The organism is Streptomyces sp. NPDC030820 (genome assembly GCF_055572075.1).
This window is the reverse complement of the sequence record NZ_JBVIEB010000005.1, coordinates 1-20200: the sequence shown is the minus strand read 5'-3', so window position 1 is coordinate 20200 and position 20200 is coordinate 1. Positions and strand designations below refer to the sequence as shown.

The window sequence follows — 20200 nt, the reverse complement described above, 5'->3', positions numbered from 1 at the left end:
CCGCCGCAACGGCGCTCTGCCAGGGCGGCGCGGTCCGGCGGTGCCGAACCCTCCGCAACCCGACCGGCTACGACCGATACGGGTTGTACACGGAATACGGCACCGCCGGATACCCGTAACCCGGCCCGGCTGCCGGAGGCATCTGTACGGGCGGATACCCGTAACCCGGCCCGGCCGCCGGAGGCATCTGCACCGGCGGATACCCGTAACCCGGCCCGGCCGCCGCAGGCATCGGCGCCCAGTACACAGGCAACGGAACCGTTGCCCGGGCGGCGTACTCCAGCGCCGGCCGAGCCACTTCCCTCCGCTGCCACAGCTCGTCCAGCAGCTCCCGCTCCCGTACGACGAAGTCGGCCCCCGCCTTCCCCTTGCGTCCCCGGTGCCGCAGAAAGGCGAGCGAGGTGGCGTACGCCTCGTACTGCGTCACCGTCCGCGCCGCCGGCCGGCCACCGTGGTGCCGGGCGTAGTCACGGGCCGTCCGCCGCGCCCGCATCGACCCGAGCGCGAGCGGTTCGGCCGGCCCCAGCCACCCGGCCAGCACATACGCCGGCAGCTCCTCGCGCACGGTCCGCAGCTCCCGCTGCCGGGTCCAGATCGCGAGCCAGGTCAGCAGCCCGAACACGGGCACCATGAATCCGCCGTAGACGGCGAAGAACCCGAACTCGCCGAAGGTGGAGGAGCCGTTCCAGAAGGCGTGCATGCTCATCGCGAGCAGCAGGCCGCAGACCGGCAGCAGCACCCGCCGGGCGCGCTGCCGCTCGGCGGAGAACGCGGCGAAGCCGAAGCCGAGGCCGGTGAGGGTGGTGAACAGGGGGTGCGCGAACGGCGACATCACGATGCGCACGAAGAAGGTGGCGGCGGTGACGGAGGCGATACCAGCGCCGCCGCTGACCTGGTCGGCGCCGAATGCCGTACCCAGGTAGAGGATGTTCTCGGTGAACGCGAACCCGGTGGCGGTGATGCCCGCTATCACCACCCCGTCGACGATCCCGGTGAAGTCACGTCTGCGGAAGAGAAAGACGAGCAGGACGGCGGCGGCTTTGGCGGACTCCTCCACGATGGGCGCGATCACGGTGGCGCCCAGGGTGTCGGCACTGGTCGGATCGGCGGTGGCGGTGGCTATCCACTTGGTCGCGAAGCTGTTGGCGACGATGGCTATCAGCGCCGCCGCGCACGCTCCCCAGGCGAAGGCGAAGACCAGGTTCCGCCAGGGGCCCGGCTCCACCCGGTCCAGCCACCGGAAGGCGGCTAGCAGCCAGGGCACGGGCAGCACGGCAAGACCGAGCCCGACGAGAAACCCCTCGGTGCCGGTCTGCCTGCGCACCAGCGCGAGGATGACGAGACCGGACAGCGCGAGCAGTGTGATCAGCGCCCCGTACCGCACCCACCTGCGCTGCCACCAGTGCGGATGGCGGAGCAGCACGGGGCCGTGGGGGCCCGGCGGATACGTCGGAAACGGAGGACTGGTGGCCACGGCATCGACCCTAACGGTGTCGGGGCGAGGGGCTGGAGCGGTTTACCGGCCCTGATGCGGTACGCGACGGAAGAGCAGATCGTTCACCACATGTCCCTTGTCCAGTCCCTGCCCCTCGAAACGGGTCAGCGGCCGGAACTCGGGGCGCGTGGCGAAACCGCCGTCCGCCTGCGTGTTCTCGAAGTCGGGATGGGCGCTGAGCACCTCGAGCATCTGCTCGGCGTACGGCTCCCAGTCGGTCGCGCAGTGCACGATCGCTCCGGGCTTCAGCCGGGTCGCGGCGAGCGTCAGGAACTCGGGCTGGATGAGCCGCCGCTTGTGGTGCCGCTTCTTGGGCCAGGGATCCGGGAAGTAGACCCGCAGCCCGTCGAGCGAGTCGGGGGTGAGCATCTCCCGGAGCAGGATGATCGCGTCCCCGTTGCCCACGCGCACGTTGGACAGCCCGCTCCGGTCGGCGAGAGCCAGCAGATTGCCCTGGCCCGGGGTGTGCACGTCGACGGCGAGGATGTTGGTGTCCGGGTCGGCGGCGGCCATCTGCGCGGTGGCCTCGCCCATCCCGAACCCGATCTCCAGGACGACGGGCCCGTCGTTCCCGAACAGCTCACCGAGGTCGATGACCTGCTGCCCGTCGATGTCCAGCCCCCACTTGGGCCACAGCCGCTGCAGGGCGTCCGCCTGCCCGGCGGTCACCCGGCTGCGCCGTGGCTGAAAACTCCGGATCCGCCGCTCGAAGTGCGACCCGGCGGGATCGGCCTTGGGACCGTCCGGAAACCGGGGCTCCCCCTTGGCCCGGGTATGCCGGATGGACGCGCCGGGGGTGTGGGGGGCCGGCAAGGGGGCTTCGGGGGCGTTGAGGAAGTCAGACACAGTAGGACAGATTTTACGGCGCGGCCCTGACGAACGGACCGGCACCCGGGACGCCCACTACAGCGCACCGAGCATGTCCAGCACCCGGCGTCCTACCTCTCGCCCGATCGGCAAGGAAGCGGTGGCCGCGGGCGAGGGCGCGTTCAGTACATGCACGGCGCGAGCCCCCTCCTTGATCAGGAAGTCGTCCACCAGCGTCCCGTCCCGCAGCACCGCCTGCGCCCGCACCCCGGCCGGGGCCCGTACCAGGTCGTCCGGCTCCACCCCGGGCAGCAACCTCCGCACAGCCTCCAGAAACGCCCCCTTGGACAAGGACCGCCGCAGCTCCCCGGCCCCGTATCTCCAGTGCCGACGGGCGATCGCCCACGACCCCGGCCAGGCCACGGTCCCGGCCAGCTCCCGGGGGCGTACGACCCCCCAGCCGTACCCCTCCCGGGCCAGGGCCGGCACCGCGTTGGGGCCGATGTGCACGCCTCCGTCGATGCCCCGGGTCAGATGGACCCCGAGGAACGGGAAGGCCGGATCCGGCACCGGATACACCAGCCCGCGCACCAGCTCCGGCCGCGCCAGCTCGTAGTACTCCCCGCGGAACGGCACGATCCGCACCTCTGGCTCGTCCCCGGTCAGCCGCGCGATCTCGTCGCAGTACAGCCCGGCGCAGTTCACCAGCACACGCGCGCGTACGACGTCTCCGCCCGAGGTGAGTACGGCCACGCCCCGCTCCGGCCGCCGGTCGACCCGTACGACCCGCGTCCCGTACCGGATCTCCGCGCCCGAGCCCCGCGCCAGCTGCCGGGCGACCCCCACGAAGTCGCACACCCCGGTCGTGCCGACGTGTATCGCCGCCAGTCCGCGCACCTCGGGCTCGTACTCACCGATCTGCGCGGAGCCCAGCTCCCGCACCGGAATGCCGTTCTCCCGGCCGCGCTGCACGAGCGCGTGCAGCCGGGGCAGCTCCTCCCGGTCCGTGGCGACGATCAGCTTGCCGGTGACGGCGTGCGCGATGCCGTACTCGGCGCAGAACTTCACCATCTCGGCGGCGCCCCGCACCGCGTACCGCGCCTTGAGGGAGCCCGGCCGGTAGTAGATCCCGCTGTGGATGACCCCGCTGTTGTGCCCCGTCTGGTGCCGGGCCGGCCCCGGCTCCTTCTCCAGCACGGTGACCGCCGTGCCCGGCGCGGCCCGCGTGATCGCATACGCCGTGGACAGCCCGACGATCCCCCCGCCGACCACGAGCACATCACAGTCGTACGCCCCGACCGGCACCTGCACCACCTCCCACCTCGATAGTGCACTGCGCCACTGACAACGCCTTCAAACGCGGCCGGTGCGGGTTCTCAGGCCGGGGCCATCAGCAGCGGCCGAGCCCGCTCCCGCAGCTCCACCACCCTCGGCTCGTCCCCGTACGGCTCCAGCCGGTGCAGAAGATCCTTCACATACTCGGTCGTGCGCGCCGACGAGATCCGACCGGCGACCTCCACGGCCCGCACCCCTTGCTCGCAGGCGGCGTCGAGGTTCCCGGACTCCAGCTCGGCGACGGCCGAGACGACCAGGCGCAGCCCGTGCGACCGCACGAACTCCTCGGTCGGCTTGGACAGCGCCTGTTCCGTGAACCTCCGCACCTGTCGCGGGGCCTTCAGATCCCGGTAGCACTCGGCCGCATCGGCAGCAAAGCGGTCATATCCATAGAAACCGAGCCAAGAGGGGTCGTTGTCACCTTCCCTGGACCGTTCGAGCCAACCCTCGGCCGCCTTCAGTGCCGCACCCGCCGCCTGCGCATCGCCCGCACGCGCGTGTGCCCGCGCCTCCACCAGCCGGAAGAAACTCATCGTGCGCGCGGTCGCCAGCCCGCGGTTGCGCTCCAGCGCGGCCTGCGCAAGGTCGACGCCCTCGTCGCCGAACCCGCGGTAGGTCGCCTGCAGCGACATGGAGGCCAGGACATAGCCCCCCAGCGGGACGTCCGCCGCCGCGCGCGCGAGCCGCAGCGCCTGGATGTAGTACCGCTGTGCGGCCTCCTGCTGACCGGTGTCGAAGGCCATCCACCCGGCGAGCCGGGTGAGTTCGGCGGACGCGCCGAAGAGTGCGCGGCCCACTTCGTCGGAGTAGCAGCCGAGCAGCAGCGGCGCCGCCTCGACCCGCAGGCACTCCGGGACCATCGACGAACGCCAGTCCCCGCCCCCGTACTTGGAGTCCCACCGCCGGGCGTCCTCGGCGGCCTCCCGCAGCTTCTGCACATCGCTGTGGCCGACTTTGATCGGTGCGCCGGAGCCCTCGCCGGAGCCGGCCTCCCGCGCGACCGAGCTGTCGGCGGGGGTTATCAGCCAGCGTGAGGCGGGCGTTGCGTATGCGCTCACTGCGAACGATCCGGCGAGCGACTGCCAGATGCCACCGGAGCCGGCCCGGCGCCCGGCGAGGTCGAGACGGTACAACTCCGTCGCCGACTTCACCGCCTGTCCGACGTCTCTGGGGAAGGCGAGGCCCACTTCGGGCGCGGGATCCGCGTCCGCCAGGCCGATCTCGTGGAGCGGCACCGGACGGCCGAGCTTCTGGCCGATGGCGGCCGCGATGAGGTGCGGCGCCGCACCTTGCGGCACCATCCCCTTCGACACCCAGCGCGCCACGGAGGTCTTGTCGTAGCGAAGAGTCAACCCGCGTTGCGCCCCAAGGTCGTTGACGCGCCTGGCGAGTCCTGCGTTGCTGATTCCCGCGAGGGCGAGAACGGCGCCGAGCTTTTCGTTCGGCCCGCGTTGCTCCCTGGACATGCGCCACCCCTCGACACAGACGGCTGCCGTGCTGGCATAACCACGCGGCATTCGTAAACCCAGCGTAGTTCGCCGCATCCCAAGCGTTAAGGGGCATTGTTCCGGATGGCGGGATTGTGGTCCGTACGGAAGTGCGGTCCTGTACGCACCGTGCACGGCCTGTCGTCTCGTGCCCCCGCGTGTGTGGCCGTGCGCCCGTCCGTGCGCTCTTCTCCGGCCACCGGGGGAGCGGTTCCATGGCTCTTGCGTGGGTCGGCCCGCTGTACTGGATCCAGTGGGCTGGGGGACACCGCCACCTTCATCCCCGCGGGTGGCGGACCGGTCCGGGAGGCGATGCCCGCCTCCCGGACTGTGCGCATGTCCGCGCCGCCGCGCTTTCCGCAGGCCTGTACGGAGCGTACTCAAACCCGGCCTCGCTCAGCGTATTTGGCTGAAAATCGACCCGGCCGGTCGCGGTGGACATGGGCTCCGACCATGCAACTTGAGGGCGTGAAGGGCGTTTTGGGGGAGCGTACGGGGGGCGCATTCGAGTCGCACCGCCCGCATGCCTGCCGAGCATTTCCCTCGATCGAAGCCGGTGCCGCTGACCTTCCACCACGCGCCTCTCATGGCAGCATGGGGATCCGGTTCGTACGGTGCACTGTTGTCCACAGCCTGTGGAGGCGTCGATGCGGTGGTTGGTGGGTTGGAGCAGCACCGCCGCGGGTATCGCCGGGATCGGCTCCGCGGGCGCCACCGGTTACGACGGCGAGACCCTGCACCCGGTCGGCTCCCAACTCCTGTGGGGCGACCCGGATCCGCTGTGGGCCGTCGGCGACTGGCGCCCGGACGAGGTACGCGTGGTGAAGGCCGACGCGGACAACCGCATCGCGGTCCTCGGCATCTGCGGCGCCTCCGACGAGGAACTGCGGCGCGCTCTGTTCACCGCGCGCGGGGGCGCACTGCGCCATCTGACCGCCTGGCCGGGCAGCTACACGGCCGTCGTCAAGGTCGGCCGCCGCATCACCGTCTGCGGCGATCTCGCGGGCGCCCGCCCGGTGTTCCACACCCCCTGGGCCGGCGGCACCGCCTACGCCACCGCCGCGCTGCCCCTCGCCGACCTCATCGAGGCCAACCTCGACTTCGGCCACCTGGCCGCCCTGCTCGCCGCCCCGGACGTACCCGCGGCGCTGCGCGACACCACCCCGTACGAGGGCGTACGGCGCGTTCCGCCGGGGCACGCGCTCGTGCTGCGCGCAGGGGCGCGCGAGATCGCCGGGTACGAGCCGGTCGCCTCCCTGGCCGTGGCCGCGGCCCCGGCCGACCCCGAACGCGCCGTGGACGCCGTACGGGACGCCCTGGTGGAGGCCGTCCGTGCACGGTTGGCGGCGCCCCGGCACGTGCCCGACCTCGACCCCGGCCCGGTACCCGGCATGGGCCCCGCCGAGCGGCGGGCCCGGCGCGGGATGCCCGTGCCCGGCATCGGCGCCGACCTCTCCGGCGGCCCCGCCTCCGGCACCCTCGCCCTGCTGGCCGCCGGGCTGCCCGGCAGACCCGGCACGCTGCTCGGCCACCGCACGGGCGCGGGCGAGCGGCTCCTCGCCGTCACCTTCAACGACCTGGCCGTCGGCGGCCGCGAGGCAGAACTGGAACGCGCCGGCGCCCTGGCCGCCAACCCGCGCCTGCGCCACGTCGTCGTGACCGGCGCCGAGGAGACCCTGCCGTACGCCGAGCTCGACGGTCCCCTCACCGACGAACCCGGACCCTCGCTGGTCACCGCCGCCCGGCACCGCGCCCGGCTCGCCGCCGGCAGTGCCGACCACTTCACCGGCCACGGCGCCCGTCAGGTCCTGGACGCCCACCCCGCCCGCCTCGCCGACCTCCTGATGGACCGCAAACGGCGCCACGTCGTCCGGCCCGTCGCCGCGCTCGCCAAGGCCGACGGCTCGGTGATGGTCCCCGCGCGCGTGTACGGCGCCGCCCGCCGGCTGGCCCGCACGCCCTACCGGGCGGGCCTGGAGGTGCTGGCCGAGCGGCTGATGCGGCGCCGCTTCGACGAGCCCGGGGGAGCGGTCGGCGCGTCCCTCGCCGCGCTTACCTGGGGCAGACCCGGGCCTGCGGCCCGCTGGCTGACCGGGGAGGCCCTGGCCGAAGTATCGGTTCTGCTGCAGGCGGAGGCGGACCGCTCGGCAACCGGCGCCCAGCGCCCCGGCGAGTACCGCGCGCGTGCCGCCCTCGCCCGCCACGCCGCCGACCTGCGCGTCCTGGAACAGGCCGCCGAGATCCGCTCCCAGCGCCTGCACGCGCCGTTCCTCGACAACCAGGTCGTCCGCGCCTGCCGCGCCCTCCCCGAGGCCCTGCGCGTCCAACCGGGCGCTCGCTCTTCCATCCTGCGTACGGTCCTGGAGGGCGCCGGCGTCACCGACCTCCCGCCCGGCTGGGGCGCCCCCTCCCACGCCTCCTCGGCGGCGGCCGCACGCGCGGGCCTGAGCGTGGCGGCCGACCCCCTCCAGGACCTCTTCGCCACCCCTCTTCTGGCCGACGCCGGCCTGGTGGAGGCCCGCGTCGTCCGCAAGGCCCTGCGGGACGCCGCCGTCGGCGACCCCCTCCCCCTCGACGGCCTCGCCGACCTCATCTCCCTCGAACTCTGGCTCCACCGCCTCCTGACCCGCCGGGGCACGTGCTGGACGGGAACACCGGCACGCGCGCGTGCGGTGCCCTCCGGGATTCAGCCGAGGAGGGACGCGTTGGCCTCCGGCGCGTGAAGGCCGGGGTGCTGCTGCGTGAAGGCCGGGGTGCTGCTGCGGGGGGCTGCCGCCCAGAAACCCCCGTGCCCCACCCCGAGCCCCCCCCGCGACAATGACCAGGTGCGGTACAGAATCCTGGGCGTGGCCCGAGCAGCGGACGACCAGGGCACCCCCGTACCCATCGGCGGCCCACGCCTGCGCACACTCCTCACCGCCCTGGCCCTCCGCCCAGGCCGCACCACCACCCCCGAGACCCTCATCGACGAGATCTGGTCCGACGACCACCCGAGCGACGCCCCCGCCGCCCTCCAGGCCCTCGTCGGCCGCCTCCGCCGCACCCTCGGTCGCCACACCATCGCCTCCATCCCGGGCGGCTACCGTCTGGAGGCGACCGAGGACGACGTGGACCTGTACGTCTTCGAACGCCTCGTCGACACCGGCACCAAGGCCCTCGCCACCGGTGACCCGGCCACCGCCCACCGCACCCTCACCGAGGCCCTCGCCCTCTGGCACGGCCCCGCCCTCGCCGACCTCCCCGACCGCACCGCCGCCACCCGCCCGCAGGCCCTGCGCCTGGAGGCCACCCGCGCCCGGGCCACCGCCGCCCTCGACCTCGGCCGTGCCCCGGACGTCGTACCGGAGCTGACGGAACTCACCACGGCCCACCCGTTGGACGAGCCCCTGCACGCCCTGCTCATCCGCGCCCTGCGCGACACCGGCCGCCCCGCCGACGCCCTCGCCGCGTACGAGTCCGCCCGCCGCACCCTCGCCGACACCCTCGGCACCGACCCGGGCCGGGAACTCAAGGCCCTGCACGCGTCGTTGCTCAGTCAGCACGAACCACCGCCACAGCCGCGGCCATCGAAGTCACCCGACCCACCGACGTCGCCGACCCCCGCTCAACCGCCCGAGCGGACCGGCAATCTCCGCCCCCGCCTGACGTCCTTCGTCGGGCGGGAACCAGAACTCGAAGCCATTCGTTCCGACTTGCACAGGGCCCGCCTGGTCACGCTCACCGGACCGGGCGGCTCCGGAAAGACCCGCCTCGCCGAGGAGGCCGCCGCAGGGCTCCCCCAGGCATGGCTGGTCGAGCTGGCCCCGCTCGACCATCCGGAGGCCGTGCCCGGCGCGGTGGTCAGCGCGCTCGGTCTGCGCGAGACCGTACTGCTGACGAACGAGCTGGCGACCCCACAGGCCGACCCCGTCGCCCTGCTGATCGAGTACTGCGCCGCGCGCAGCCAACTCCTGATCCTTGACAACTGCGAACACGTCATCGGCGCGGCCGCCGCCCTCGCCGAGACCCTCCTCACCCACTGCCCGGGGCTCACGGTCCTCGCGACCAGCCGTGAACCCCTCGGCGTCCCCGGTGAGTCGGTGCGCCCGGTCGAGCCCCTCGTCCCGGAGCAGGCGCACCGCCTGTTCGCCGAGCGCGCGAAGGCCGTCCGTCCCGACGCCGACGCGGTGCTCGCCGACACCGGGGCCGTGGCGGAGATCTGCCGCCGCCTGGACGGGCTGCCGCTCGCCATCGAGCTGGCCGCGGCCCGGCTCAGGCTGCTGACCCCGCGGCAGATCGCCGACCGGCTCGACGACCGCTTCCGCCTGCTCACCTCCGGAAGCCGCACGGTCCTGCCCCGCCAGCAGACCCTGCGCGCGGTCGTCGACTGGTCCTGGGACCTGCTGGACGAGCGCGAGCGCACGGTGCTGCGCGAGGTGTCGGTGTTCGCCGGCGGCTGGGACCTCGCGGCGGCCGAGGCCGTGTGCACCGGCCCGGCGGCCGACCTGATCGGCGCCCTCGTCGACAAGTCCCTCGTCGTGGCCGCGCCCAGCGGTCCCGACGGCTCCGGCGGCATGCGCTACCGCATGCTGGAGACCATCCACGAGTACGCCACCGAGCGCGCGGCCGAGGTCCCCGGACTGCGCGCCGCCGCCGAGCGCCGGCATCGCGCGTGGGTGCGGGCGCTGGTGGAGGAGGCCGAGCCGCGCCTGCGCTCGGGGGACCAACTGCCTTGGATCTCCCGTGTGGAGACCGAGCTGGACAACATCCGGGCCGCCCTGGACCGCTCCGTGCGCGCCGGCGACGAACCGGAGGCGGCCGCGATCGTCCTGGCCATCTGCTGGTTCTGGTGGCTCCGCAACCACCGTCAGGAGGCGATCGCCTGGGTCCGTCTGGTCCTCCGCCTGGGCGTGGCCCTGGACACCCTGGCGAGCCCGGCGACCGCGGACCACCTCGGTGCCGCCCCCGACCTGATGTCCCTGATGGAGTCGGCCGACCCGGTGGGCGCCTTCCTCGCCGTGCCCGACGGCGAGGCCGGGCATCCGCTGCGGGAGCTGCGGATGGACCTGCGGATGCTCGATCTGTTCCTGACCTCCGACTCGAACACCGAGCACCTCGCGGCCGACCCGCGCGCCGCGGAGTACATCGCGCGCGTCCGCGCCGCCTACGAGCACGGCGGTCCCCAGGCCGCCCGGCTCCCGGGCATCGTGTGGCCGATGACGGCCTACTACCTGGGCGGCCCCGCGGACGTCGGCCCGGACCTGGCCGCGGCCGTGGCCAACTGCCGGGCCTACGGCGGCGACTGGGAGATCGGCGTCTCCCTGATGTTCCGCACCCATGTGCTCGTCGACTCGCCGGGCAACCTGCGGGGAGTGGACGAGGACCTGGCCGAGCTGCGGACGCTCAGCCGGCGCGTCGGGGACCGCTGGATGCGGGCCCAGGTGTGCAGCGCGGCCGGCGAGGCGGCCATGGCCCGCGGCAGGTTCGCCGAGGCACGCGGTGAGTACGAGGAGGCACTGCGCCTGGCCTACGAGGTGGGGGCCTACGCCGAGTCGCCGTTCCTGCTGGCCCGGCTCGCCGAGATCTCCTACCGCTCCGGCGACCCGAAGACCGCGCTGGCCGCCCTGGAGGAGGCGGGAGCGGCCGCCGACCGGTACGCGGTGTCGGAGGCGCGTGCCTTCGTGCTGCTGCTGCGCGCCCACATCGCCCTGTACGCCGGGCAGCCCGGCCGTGCCCGCGAGCTGTACGAGGAGACCCGCGCCACGGCCCGAGGCGGCACCCCGCCTCCGCAGTTCGAGGCGGCCCTGCGCAGCGTCGAGGCGCTCCTCGCCGCCGACGAGTCGGGCCCCGCGCACGGGCTGCCGGTCATCACCGAGGCGCTCCGCGTGGCCGTGGCCCAGCGGTGCGCCGAGTCGATCACGGCGGGGCTGGTGGACCTCGCGGCCGGTCTGCGGGCCCGATGCGGCGATCTGGCGGGCGCGGTCCGGCTGTTCGCCGCCGCGGACCACTGGCGCGACGGCAATCCGCGTCCCGAGCCGGAGAACAGCGAGGCCGCCCGGGTGCAGGCCGAAGCCCGCGCGGCCCTGCCGCCCGAGCGGTACGCGGCCGAGCGCGCCCGGGGCGCGTCCCTCGGCGTGGCCGATGTACTGCGGGAGCTCGGTGCGGCGGAGGCGGCCGTCGAGCACGGCCGGTGACGACCACCAGCGTTCTCCCGGCCCTCCGGCCTATCGGCAGGTGATCCGGGACTCGGCCCAGTCCGCGAGCGCCGCCTGGTCGAAGACGTTGCTGTGCGGCCGTACGACGAGCCGTACCATCCTGCGCCCGGTGAGGTCCACATGGACGGGCACGGCGCGGTCGCGGCCCTTGACCATCCCGGACTGCCACAGCCGGACCCCGTCGGCCCAGACGGAGAAGGACACCTTGCCCAGACCGAGCGTCATGTCGTCCACGCCGGCCAGTGCGTCGTAGGCGGTGCACGGCCGGTTGAGGGCGATGGTCACGGAGGACTCGCCGTGCACGGTCACCCCGCGCGCGTACTGCTCGCCGTCGATCGACATGCCGTAGCGCTGCCACACCCAGCTGCTCCCGGCGAGCCGGATCTCGGGCTTGGTGCCGTCGCCGCCGACGTCGTAGCTGAGGTCGCTCAGTTCGTAGACGGTGGGCGCCGGCGGTGGAGGCGGCGTCGGCTTGGGCGTCGGTTTCGGTGTGGGCGTCGGTGGTGGGGTGGGCTTGGGCGTGGTTTTGGGCATGGGTTTCGGAGTGGGCACCGGCGGCGGAGGGGGCGTCGGCTCGGGGGCGAGCACCACCGGCTCCGGCGAGGGCTTCTTCTTCGACGGGCCCGGCTTCGGCGCCGGCGGCTGTACGACCGGCGCGGACGGCGACGGCTTGGCGACCTCCTTCGCCGGCGGGTGGCTGTCGTTCACCAGGGCCAGCGCCGCCGCGGCGGCGGCCACCGCGACCACACCGGCCGCGATGCCCGCCTTCACCGGCGCCCCGACCCCCTCCGCCGCCGCAGCACCGCCCGCGCCACCGGCCCCGCCGGACGTCGAACCGGTGGCCGCGGCGGCGGCACCCGCCGCCGCCCCGGCGCTCCCGGCGATGAGGCCGAGCGCCTTGGCGTACCCGGCGGCCCCGAACCAGCCGATGACCGCGACCGGGACGACAGCGGGGATACCGCCGGCGACCTCTTCGATCTGCGCGGCCGCCAGCCGGCACCTGGCGCACTCCTCCAGGTGCCTGCGCAGGCCCCGTTCGGCGCGGATGCGCAGTTTGCGGCGGGCGTAGGTGCCGAGCTGGTCGGCGTAGCGGGCGCACTGCTCGTCATCGACGAGGGAGGCGCTGACGTGGGCCTGGAGATAGGCCTGCTTCAGTCCCTCGCGGGCGCGGCTCGCCAGCACGCGGGTGCCGTTGGCGTCCAGCCCGAACAGCACGGCCACTTCGCTCGGGGACTCGTCCTCCACCTCGGTGTGCCACAACACGGCCTGCCAGCGCTCGGGCAGCGAGCGGAAGGCCTGCATGGCCAGGGACTGCTCGGCCGCGTGCATCGCGCGCACATCGGCGCCGAGGTCCAGCGTGTCGTCGGCGGACACTTCCGAGGCGTGCGAGGCCTGCTGGGCGAAGACGGCGAAGTCGTCCACGAGCTGCTCGCGCCGGGCGGACCTGGTCCAGTGCGCGGCGACGCGCCGCACGGAGGTCAGCAGATAGGCCCGCACGGCGTGCTTGGGCCCGGATCCCCCGCGCACCGCCTGCAGCATCCGCGCGAAGACCTCCGCCGTCAGATCGTCGGCGGTGTGCCCGTCCCGGCAGCAGGTGCGCGCATACCGCCGTACGGAGTCCGCATGCCGCCGATAGAGCTCCTCGTACGCGGAGTCGTCACCGCCGCGCATCCGTTCGATCAGCCCGCCGTCGTCGGGCGGCATCTCCCGGGGCGGCAGCACGCTGCCCTCACGCTGGGCCGGCACGCCCTTCTCGCGCCGCCCGCCGGTGGAAGCCGGACGCCCGCCCTGATTCGGCACCTGGGGCGGGGTCGGGCCGACGGCCGCCTCCGCGTCGTCACCGCGTGACTCGTCGTCCCACCCGTCAACGCCCATCGCGGAAAGCCCCCGACACCGGCCCAGCCCAATCCGTCACCGGCTCAGAGTCCCACATTGCCTTTTGTGCAAGGCCCCCATGTCCGCGGCATCCACTCATCCGAGGGCGGCTGTCAGTACGGACGTACGGCTATCACTCGAACGAGGGAATCGAAGGAGAGCTTGCTTCCGGCGAGGGGCGCCGATGGAGCAGGCGGTCCGGCAGCCCCCTAGGGGCGCCGGGAACTGCGCGACCAACCCCACGCACCCGCAGCCCGACGACTACGCGCACCACCCACCCCGAACCGACTACCGAACCCTACGCCGGCCGAGACCGAAGCCCCTCGAGCAAGATGTCCAGCAACCGCGCCGACGCCGCCGCCTGCTGCGCAGCATCCGGCAGGGACGGCGCCGCCGTGGCGATCACCAGCAGCACATCCCCCACGGACACATCCGCCCGCAGCTCACCGGCCGCCCGAGCCCGCTCCACCAGCTGCCCGACCACATCGAGCAAGGCCCCGACCCCGCTGTCATCGGCGGCGCCGGCGGACTCCCCAGGCACCAGCCGAAGCTCGCCGGCCGCCGGCTGCACCCGCTGCTGAGGCACCCGAGCCTCCTCAGCGGACGCCACACCAGAACCACCCGACTCGGCCGAACCGGCGGAGCCCTGCGCGGAGCCGACTCGCAGGACCTGCGGCGGCAGCAACCGCCCCGCACCCGACGCCACGGACGTCCGCAGGAACCGGGACAGCGCCGACCACGGCTCGTCCTCCTGCCCGAGCGCGGCCCGCGCCTGCTCGGTCAGCCGCGCGGTCTCCTCCTCGGCTATCCGCCGGACCAGCACGTCCTTGCTGGGAAAGCGCCGGTACACCGTGCCGACACCCACCCGGGCCCGCCGGGCCACGTCCTCCATCGGCGCGCCGTACCCCAGCTCGCCGAAGACCTCACGCGCCGCACGCAGCACGTGCTCCAGATTGCGCTGTGCGTCCACCCGCAGCGGGGCCGTACGCGACCCGTCCGCGCGTCCGTTGCCCATCGCCGCGCTCATCGCCCCGCCACCGGATGCGATGGCTGCCGCAGATGACCAATGCGTGTCCTGAACATGCATGTGTTCCCCCGGTAATGACGTCTCCCCCCGGAGACTCCCCGCCTGTGACCCGAAGTGCGTGGAATTGACGTCGTTCTCGACCGGGTCCGCCCGTCGCGACACCGGTTCGACCACATTCCCTACACCCCGTCGACACACGAACATAGTTGAGAGGGAGTCAATTCAGAAGGGGCAGGTTCCGCACAGTGCGCCCCTCGATCGGAGTACGGGTCTCGTACGTCCCGTTTCCTCACCTTCGCTCCCCGTCGCCCGACCCCGCTGACCTGCCCCGTTTCATCCCGCCCCGACACCGGGCCCGGCCCCGCGCACACCCGGCTGCCAGTCACACAAATTGCCGGGGCTGTGGACAAACAACAGCGCCGGGTGCGTCATGGGATGGTGAAGGAACGTGCGCGCATTCTGGTTGTCGGCGGCGGCTACGTCGGGATGTACACGGCACTGCGTCTGCAGCGAAGGCTGAAGGGCGAGCTGAGGCGGGGTGACGTCGACATCACTGTCGTCACTCCCGACCCCTACATGACGTACCAGCCGTTCCTTCCCGAAGCGGCCGCGGGCTCGATCTCCCCTCGCCATGTCGTCGTACCGCTGCGCCGCGTCCTGGACCAGTGCCATGTCGTCGTCGGCGAGGTCACGTCCATCGACCACGCGGTGCGCACCGCCGTCGTCCACACGCTCGCCACCGCCGAGGAGGGAAAACCGGCCGAACTCCTCGGTTACGACGAGCTCGTGCTGGCCCCCGGCTCGATCTCCCGCACCTTGCCCATCCCCGGCCTCGCCGAGTACGGCATCGGCTTCAAGACCGTCGAAGAGGCCATCGGCCTGCGCAACCACGTCATCGAGCAGATGGACATCGCCTCCTCCACCCGCGATCCCGCGATCCGCGACGCCGCCCTCACGTTCGTCTTCGTCGGCGGCGGCTACGCGGGCGTGGAGGCGCTCGCCGAGCTGGAGGACATGGCCCGCTACGCCGCGCGCTACTACCACAACGTCCGCCCCGAGGACATGAAGTGGATCCTCGTGGAGGCCTCCGACCGCATCCTCCCCGAGGTCGGCGAGGAAATGGGCCGCTACACCGTCGCCCAGCTGCGCCGCCGCAACATCCAGGTGCTCCTCGAAACCCGCCTGGACTCCTGCGCCGACCGCGTCGCCGTCCTCAGCGACGGCCAGCGCTTCCCGACCCGTACGGTCGTGTGGACGGCCGGCGTCAAGCCCAGCCCCCTGCTCGCCGCCACCGACCTGCCGCTCACAGGGCGGGGCCGGCTGAAGTGCACCGCCCAGCTGACCGTCGACGGCACGGAGCACGCCTGGGCTGCCGGAGACGCGGCGGCCGTACCCGACGTCACCGCCGCCGAACCCGGCACCGAGACCGCCCCCAACGCCCAGCACGCCGTCCGCCAGGCCCGGACCCTCGGCGACAACATCGCCCACGCACTGCGCGGCGAGCCGCTGGAGACGTACGCCCACAAGTACGTCGGCTCGGTCGCCTCCCTCGGCTTCCACAAGGGCGTCGCCCAGGTCTACGGGCGCAAGCTGAAGGGCTACCCTGCCTGGTTCATGCACCGCGTCTACCACCTCAGCAGGGTGCCCACCCTCAACCGAAAGGCCCGTGTTCTGGCGGAATGGACCCTCGCCGGGCTCTTCAAGAGGGAGATCGTCTCACTCGGTTCGCTCGAACATCCGCGAGCGGAGTTCGAACTCGCTGCCGGTGGAAAGCCTCCTCACAGCCCCTCGGACGACCCGAAGGGGTCGTCCTGACCGGACCCAGGAACTCCCCGGCCCGCCCAGGCGTCTGACGGATGTCGCCGCGGCTCGCCCCCTGCCAGACTGCCCCACGTCCGCGGACGGGCCACCCACCCGCCCTCAGCACCCACGAGGCTTCTTCCCAAGTGAACTTCACGCGCTGGAGCGCCCGGCTCCCCGGAACGCAGCGCCGCGCCGCCGCGCGGACCGAGACCCCGGTCTCCCCGGACCGGCGGGGGGAAGGCTCCGTGCCCGCGGCCCGCGCCGGACAGCCGGCCGACGGCACAACCCCGGTGCCCGCCGTCGACGAACTGCCCGCGCGCGACGTCCTCGACCGCGTCCCGGCCCTGGTCGCCCTGGTGCACGGCCCCGACCACCGCATCGCGTACCTCAACGACGCCTACGTGGCGGCCTTCGGCGTACGGCCCATGGGCACCCCCGCCCGCGAGGCACTGCCCGAACTCTCCGAACTGGGCCTGCTCCCGCTCCTCGACCAGGTGCTGCGCAGCGGCAAGCCCCGCACCCTGAAGTCCCGCAAGGCCGTGGACGGCCGCTCGTACACCTTCACCTGCACCCCGGTCGACGAGCACGGCGACCGCGACGGCGGCGTGCTCGTCTTCGCCACCGACGTCACCGACCACGCAGAGGCGGCGGAACGGCTGCGCGCCAGCGAGCGCCGCCAGCGCGAGACGGCGGTGACCCTCCAGCGCTCCCTGCTCCCGCAGGAACTGGAACAACCCGACGACCTGCGCATCGCCGCCACCTACCAGCCCGGCGGCACCGAGGCCGCGGTCGGCGGCGACTGGTACGACGTGATCACCCTCGGCGGCGGCCGCACGGCCCTGGTGATCGGCGACGTGATGGGCCGGGGTGTGCGGGCGGCGGCGGTCATGGGCCAGCTGCGTACGGCCGTCCGGGCCTACGCCCGCCTGGACCTCCCCCCGCACGAGGTGCTCCAACTCCTGGACGGCCTCGCCTCCGAGATCGACCCCAACCAGATCGCCACCTGCGTCTACGCCGTCCACGACCCGAACGAGGGCAGGCTGGTCTACGCCTCGGCAGGCCACCTCCCGATCCTGGTCCGCGACGAGAACGGCACCGTCTCCCGCGCCGACGAGCCCACCGGCCCGCCGCTCGGCACCGGCGGCTGGATGCACGCCTCCGGCTCCATCGCCCTCGGCCCGGGCTCCACGGCCGTTCTCTACACCGACGGCCTGGTCGAACGCCGCGACGCGGATCTGGACGAGGGCATCGCGGCCCTCGAAGGCGCCCTTGCCGGCGCGACCGGCACCCCCCAGGTCGTCTGCGACCGCCTGGTCCGCTCGGCCGGCGTCACCGCCGACCACGACGACGACGTGGCCGTCCTCGTCCTCCAGCACCCCGCCCGTACGGGCGCCGACGGCGACCTCTTCCGCAACGCGGCCCTGGAACTCCTCGGCGGCGTGGAGGCGGCCCCCCGGGCCCGTGCGTTCGCCTCCGGCGTGCTGACGAGCTGGCGCTTCCCGGCCGAACTGCACGATCTCGGTGTCCTCGCCGCGAGTGAGCTCGTCGCCAACTCCCTCCAGCACGGCACTCCGCCCATGCGCCTGCGGCTCCGCCGCACCGACCGCCGCCTGATCGTCGAGGTGACGGACGGCGACGATCACCTCCCCCGGCGCCGCCGCGCCGAACCCGGCGACGAGTCCGGCCGGGGCATCGCCATCGTGGCGACCATCGCGTCGAACTGGGGCTGCCGGAGGACCCCGGGAGGCGGGAAGGCGGTGTGGTGCGAGTTCGTACTGCCGAAGGGATAGCGCCGTAGCTGAGGCACCTCCCAGCGAGCAGTGCCCGACATGTGCCCGGCTACAGCACCGGTGCCTTACGCCTCCGCGGCCACCGGCTCCGCAGACGCCCCACCCCGGGCAACCACCCGGGTGCCACGCGCCGGCCAAGGCCGGTCCTGTACGGGGGTGAGGCTTCGCCCGAGGCGCACCGCCAGCACCGAGATCCCCAATGAGAACAGCAGGAACGTCACGATGTACGGCCCGTGCAGCTCGGCACCCAGCGGCCCGCCCACCGCCGGACCCAGGGCCAGCGCCAACTGCTTGACCAGCGCAAACGCCGAGTTGTACTGCCCGGCCATCCCCTCCGGGGCAAGGTCGGCGACCAGCGGCGCGACCGTCGGCGACAGCATCGCCTCACCCAGCCCGAACAGCGCGTACGTCGACACGAACGCGGCCGTCGCCATCTCCTGGCTGCCGTGCCCCAGCCCCGCATACCCGGCGGCCAGCCAGGCCACGGCCCAGATCAGACCGACACCGGCGATGACTCGGGACCGCCGCCGGCGCTCCACGAACTTCAGCACCGCGAACTGGGCGACCACGATCATCAGCGTGTTCGCGGCCAGGGCCGTCCCCAGCGCGGAGGTGGATATCCCGGCGGCCTCGACGCCGTACGCGCTCAGCCCGGACTCGAACTGGCCGTAGCAGGCGAAGAACAGCACGAAGCCCAGCACACACAGCTGCACCATGGCCCGGTTCCCGAGCAGCCGTTTCCAGCTGCCCTTCGCCGACTGTGCCGGGGCGTCCTCGATCCGCGGCGAGTGCGGCACCCGCACGGTCGCCATCACGCCGACCAGCAGGAGGAACATCGCCGCCTCGATCGCGAACAGCAGCGTGAACGACGACACGCGCGTGGTGTCGACGAGATGACCGCCGATGAGGCCGCCCACACCGAGCCCCAGGTTCTGCAGGAAGAACTGCATCGCGAACGCCCGCGACCGTGTGTCGGCCGTGGAGCAGTCCACGATCATCGTCGCCAGCGCCGGCTGCATCACGGCCTGCCCGGCACCGAGCGCCGCGGCCGACAGCAGTACGGCGGTGGCGTTGCCCGCGAGGCCCAGGCTCAGCGCGCCGAGCGCAGCGGTGACCAGGGCGGCGAGCAGGACCGGCAGCGGGCCGCGCCGCACGATCGCCCTGCCGGCGAACGGCAGCACGATCAGCGCGGCCACGGCGAAGACGGCGAGCACGAGTCCCGCCGTCATGGCTCCCAGCCCCCGCACCTGCGCCACATAGACGTACAGGTAGGGGACGGTGAAGCCGAGCCCGAACGCGCTGAGTGCATTGCCCACGTGGATCCGGCGCATCGCTGCGCCCATCGCCCTGGTCACGTTCACCTCTCTCAGTAGTTAGCCCTGAAGACTTCAAAGCTAAAGTTCGAAGCTAAAGACTACACATGGAAGGACTTCGATGCAAAGGGCCCGCGTGCGATACTGCGGACATGGCCGACACCGCCCCCGACGTCACAGAGCCGACGCTCGAAGAGCAGATCGCCGCCTACCAGCGCGAGTTCCAGGACCTGGACCCCCAGGTCGAGAAGATCGTGTCGGCGCTGTCCCGGCTCAACCGGCGTATGAACGTCGCCTACGGCCGCCAGACCTCCGGCCTCGGCATCAGCAACGCGGAGTGGGAGGTGCTCAAGGCGCTCGTCCTGTCCGGTGCTCCCTACCGCATGGGCCCCAGCGACCTCGCCAAGCGTCTCGGCCTCACCCCGGCCGCGATGACCCACCGGATCGACCGCATGGTCGCCGAGGGACTCGTCACCCGGGAGCGCGACGAGTCCAACCGCGTCCGGGTGATCGTCGAGCTGACCCCCGAGGGCCGCGAGAAGTGGCTGGAGGCGATGCGCCTGGCCACCGTCTTCGAGGAAGACCTGCTCCAGGACCTCACTCCGGCGGAGCGTGCGGTGCTCGGTGAGGTCCTGACCAGGCTGCTGCGCAGGGTGGAGCACGCCCAGCCGGACGCCGGCGGCCGGCTCAGCGACCTCGACTGAGACCGACGTAAAAGATCTTGACAGGGGGGTGTTGACACGCCCCTGGCCGTTCCGTAAAGTTCTTCGGGTTGCCACGGAGCCGTAACGGTTCTTCGGCAGCAACTCAGCCGCCCCGAGCGGCACCCCTCACATCATCAGCACGATCTCCCGGACGGGTTGTTTTCGGCGTGCCCGAATTCAATTCGAATGGAAGCCCGGCGGCCCGATTGGGAATCGCCGAGCGGATCCGCTAAGGTTTGAGACGTCGGAACGGCCCAACGGCCGGGAAGGCAAGCCCCGCTGACTGGGAGTCAGACGCCGAAAGGATCTGATAGAGTCGGAACCGCCGGAAAGGGAAACGCGAGAGCGGGAACCTGGAAAGCACCGAGGA

The 20200-nt window shown here is 72.8% G+C and carries 12 protein-coding genes; 5 read left to right on the top strand and 7 right to left on the bottom strand.

Features of this window, described 5'->3' with window-relative positions:
- Positions 1-67 precede the first annotated feature (67 nt).
- From ACZ418_RS15020 to ACZ418_RS15005, 4 genes are all read right to left on the bottom strand, one after another.
- Positions 68-1474 (bottom strand): PrsW family glutamic-type intramembrane protease, encoded by a 1407-nt coding sequence (locus tag ACZ418_RS15020; RefSeq protein WP_468362378.1) that lies wholly within the window; start codon positions 1472-1474, stop codon positions 68-70.
- Between the two features lie 42 nt (positions 1475-1516).
- Complete coding sequence (gene trmB, locus ACZ418_RS15015; RefSeq protein WP_468362376.1) at positions 1517-2341, bottom strand: tRNA (guanosine(46)-N7)-methyltransferase TrmB; 825 nt, start codon at positions 2339-2341, stop codon at positions 1517-1519.
- 57 nt (positions 2342-2398) lie between these two features.
- On the bottom strand, positions 2399-3616 hold the full coding sequence (gene lhgO / locus ACZ418_RS15010; RefSeq protein WP_468362374.1) for an L-2-hydroxyglutarate oxidase: 1218 nt from the start codon (positions 3614-3616) through the stop codon (positions 2399-2401).
- Positions 3617-3678: 62 nt separating this feature from the next.
- Positions 3679-5103 (bottom strand): MFS transporter, encoded by a 1425-nt coding sequence (locus ACZ418_RS15005; RefSeq protein WP_468362372.1) that lies wholly within the window; start codon positions 5101-5103, stop codon positions 3679-3681.
- 668 nt (positions 5104-5771) lie between these two features.
- Here ACZ418_RS15005 and ACZ418_RS15000 point away from each other — a divergent pair.
- On the top strand, positions 5772-7847 hold the full coding sequence (locus ACZ418_RS15000) for an asparagine synthase-related protein (RefSeq protein WP_468362370.1): 2076 nt from the start codon (positions 5772-5774) through the stop codon (positions 7845-7847).
- A 102-nt stretch (positions 7848-7949) separates the two neighbouring features.
- Positions 7950-11297, top strand: coding sequence for an AfsR/SARP family transcriptional regulator (locus tag ACZ418_RS14995; RefSeq protein WP_468362368.1), 3348 nt, complete (start codon positions 7950-7952; stop codon positions 11295-11297).
- A gap of 30 nt (positions 11298-11327) precedes the next feature.
- Here ACZ418_RS14995 and ACZ418_RS14990 read toward each other — a convergent pair whose 3' ends face one another.
- Entirely contained in the window at positions 11328-13193 is a 1866-nt protein-coding gene (locus ACZ418_RS14990) for a sigma-70 family RNA polymerase sigma factor (protein ID WP_468362366.1), read from the bottom strand.
- A gap of 298 nt (positions 13194-13491) precedes the next feature.
- Positions 13492-14280 carry a TetR/AcrR family transcriptional regulator gene (locus ACZ418_RS14985; RefSeq protein ID WP_468362364.1) on the bottom strand — a complete coding sequence of 263 codons (789 nt, stop codon included), beginning with the start codon at positions 14278-14280 and terminating at the stop codon, positions 13492-13494.
- Between the two features lie 375 nt (positions 14281-14655).
- On the opposite strand from ACZ418_RS14985, the gene ACZ418_RS14980 reads away from it, so the two are divergent.
- Both ACZ418_RS14980 and ACZ418_RS14975 read left to right on the top strand, forming a co-directional pair.
- Positions 14656-16035: an NAD(P)/FAD-dependent oxidoreductase gene (locus ACZ418_RS14980; RefSeq protein ID WP_468362362.1), complete on the top strand. Its 1380-nt coding sequence runs from the start codon at positions 14656-14658 to the stop codon at positions 16033-16035.
- 131 nt (positions 16036-16166) lie between these two features.
- Entirely contained in the window at positions 16167-17813 is a 1647-nt protein-coding gene (locus ACZ418_RS14975) for an ATP-binding SpoIIE family protein phosphatase (RefSeq protein WP_468362360.1), read from the top strand.
- Between the two features lie 65 nt (positions 17814-17878).
- Here the strand turns inward: ACZ418_RS14975 and ACZ418_RS14970 are convergent, their stop codons facing one another.
- Positions 17879-19168: an MFS transporter gene (locus tag ACZ418_RS14970; RefSeq protein WP_468362358.1), complete on the bottom strand. Its 1290-nt coding sequence runs from the start codon at positions 19166-19168 to the stop codon at positions 17879-17881.
- Between the two features lie 110 nt (positions 19169-19278).
- Here ACZ418_RS14970 and ACZ418_RS14965 point away from each other — a divergent pair, with 110 nt between their 5' ends.
- A complete protein-coding gene (locus tag ACZ418_RS14965) occupies positions 19279-19830 on the top strand; it encodes a MarR family winged helix-turn-helix transcriptional regulator (RefSeq protein ID WP_468362356.1) in 552 nt (183 codons plus the stop codon).
- The last annotated feature ends 370 nt before the right edge of the window (positions 19831-20200 follow it).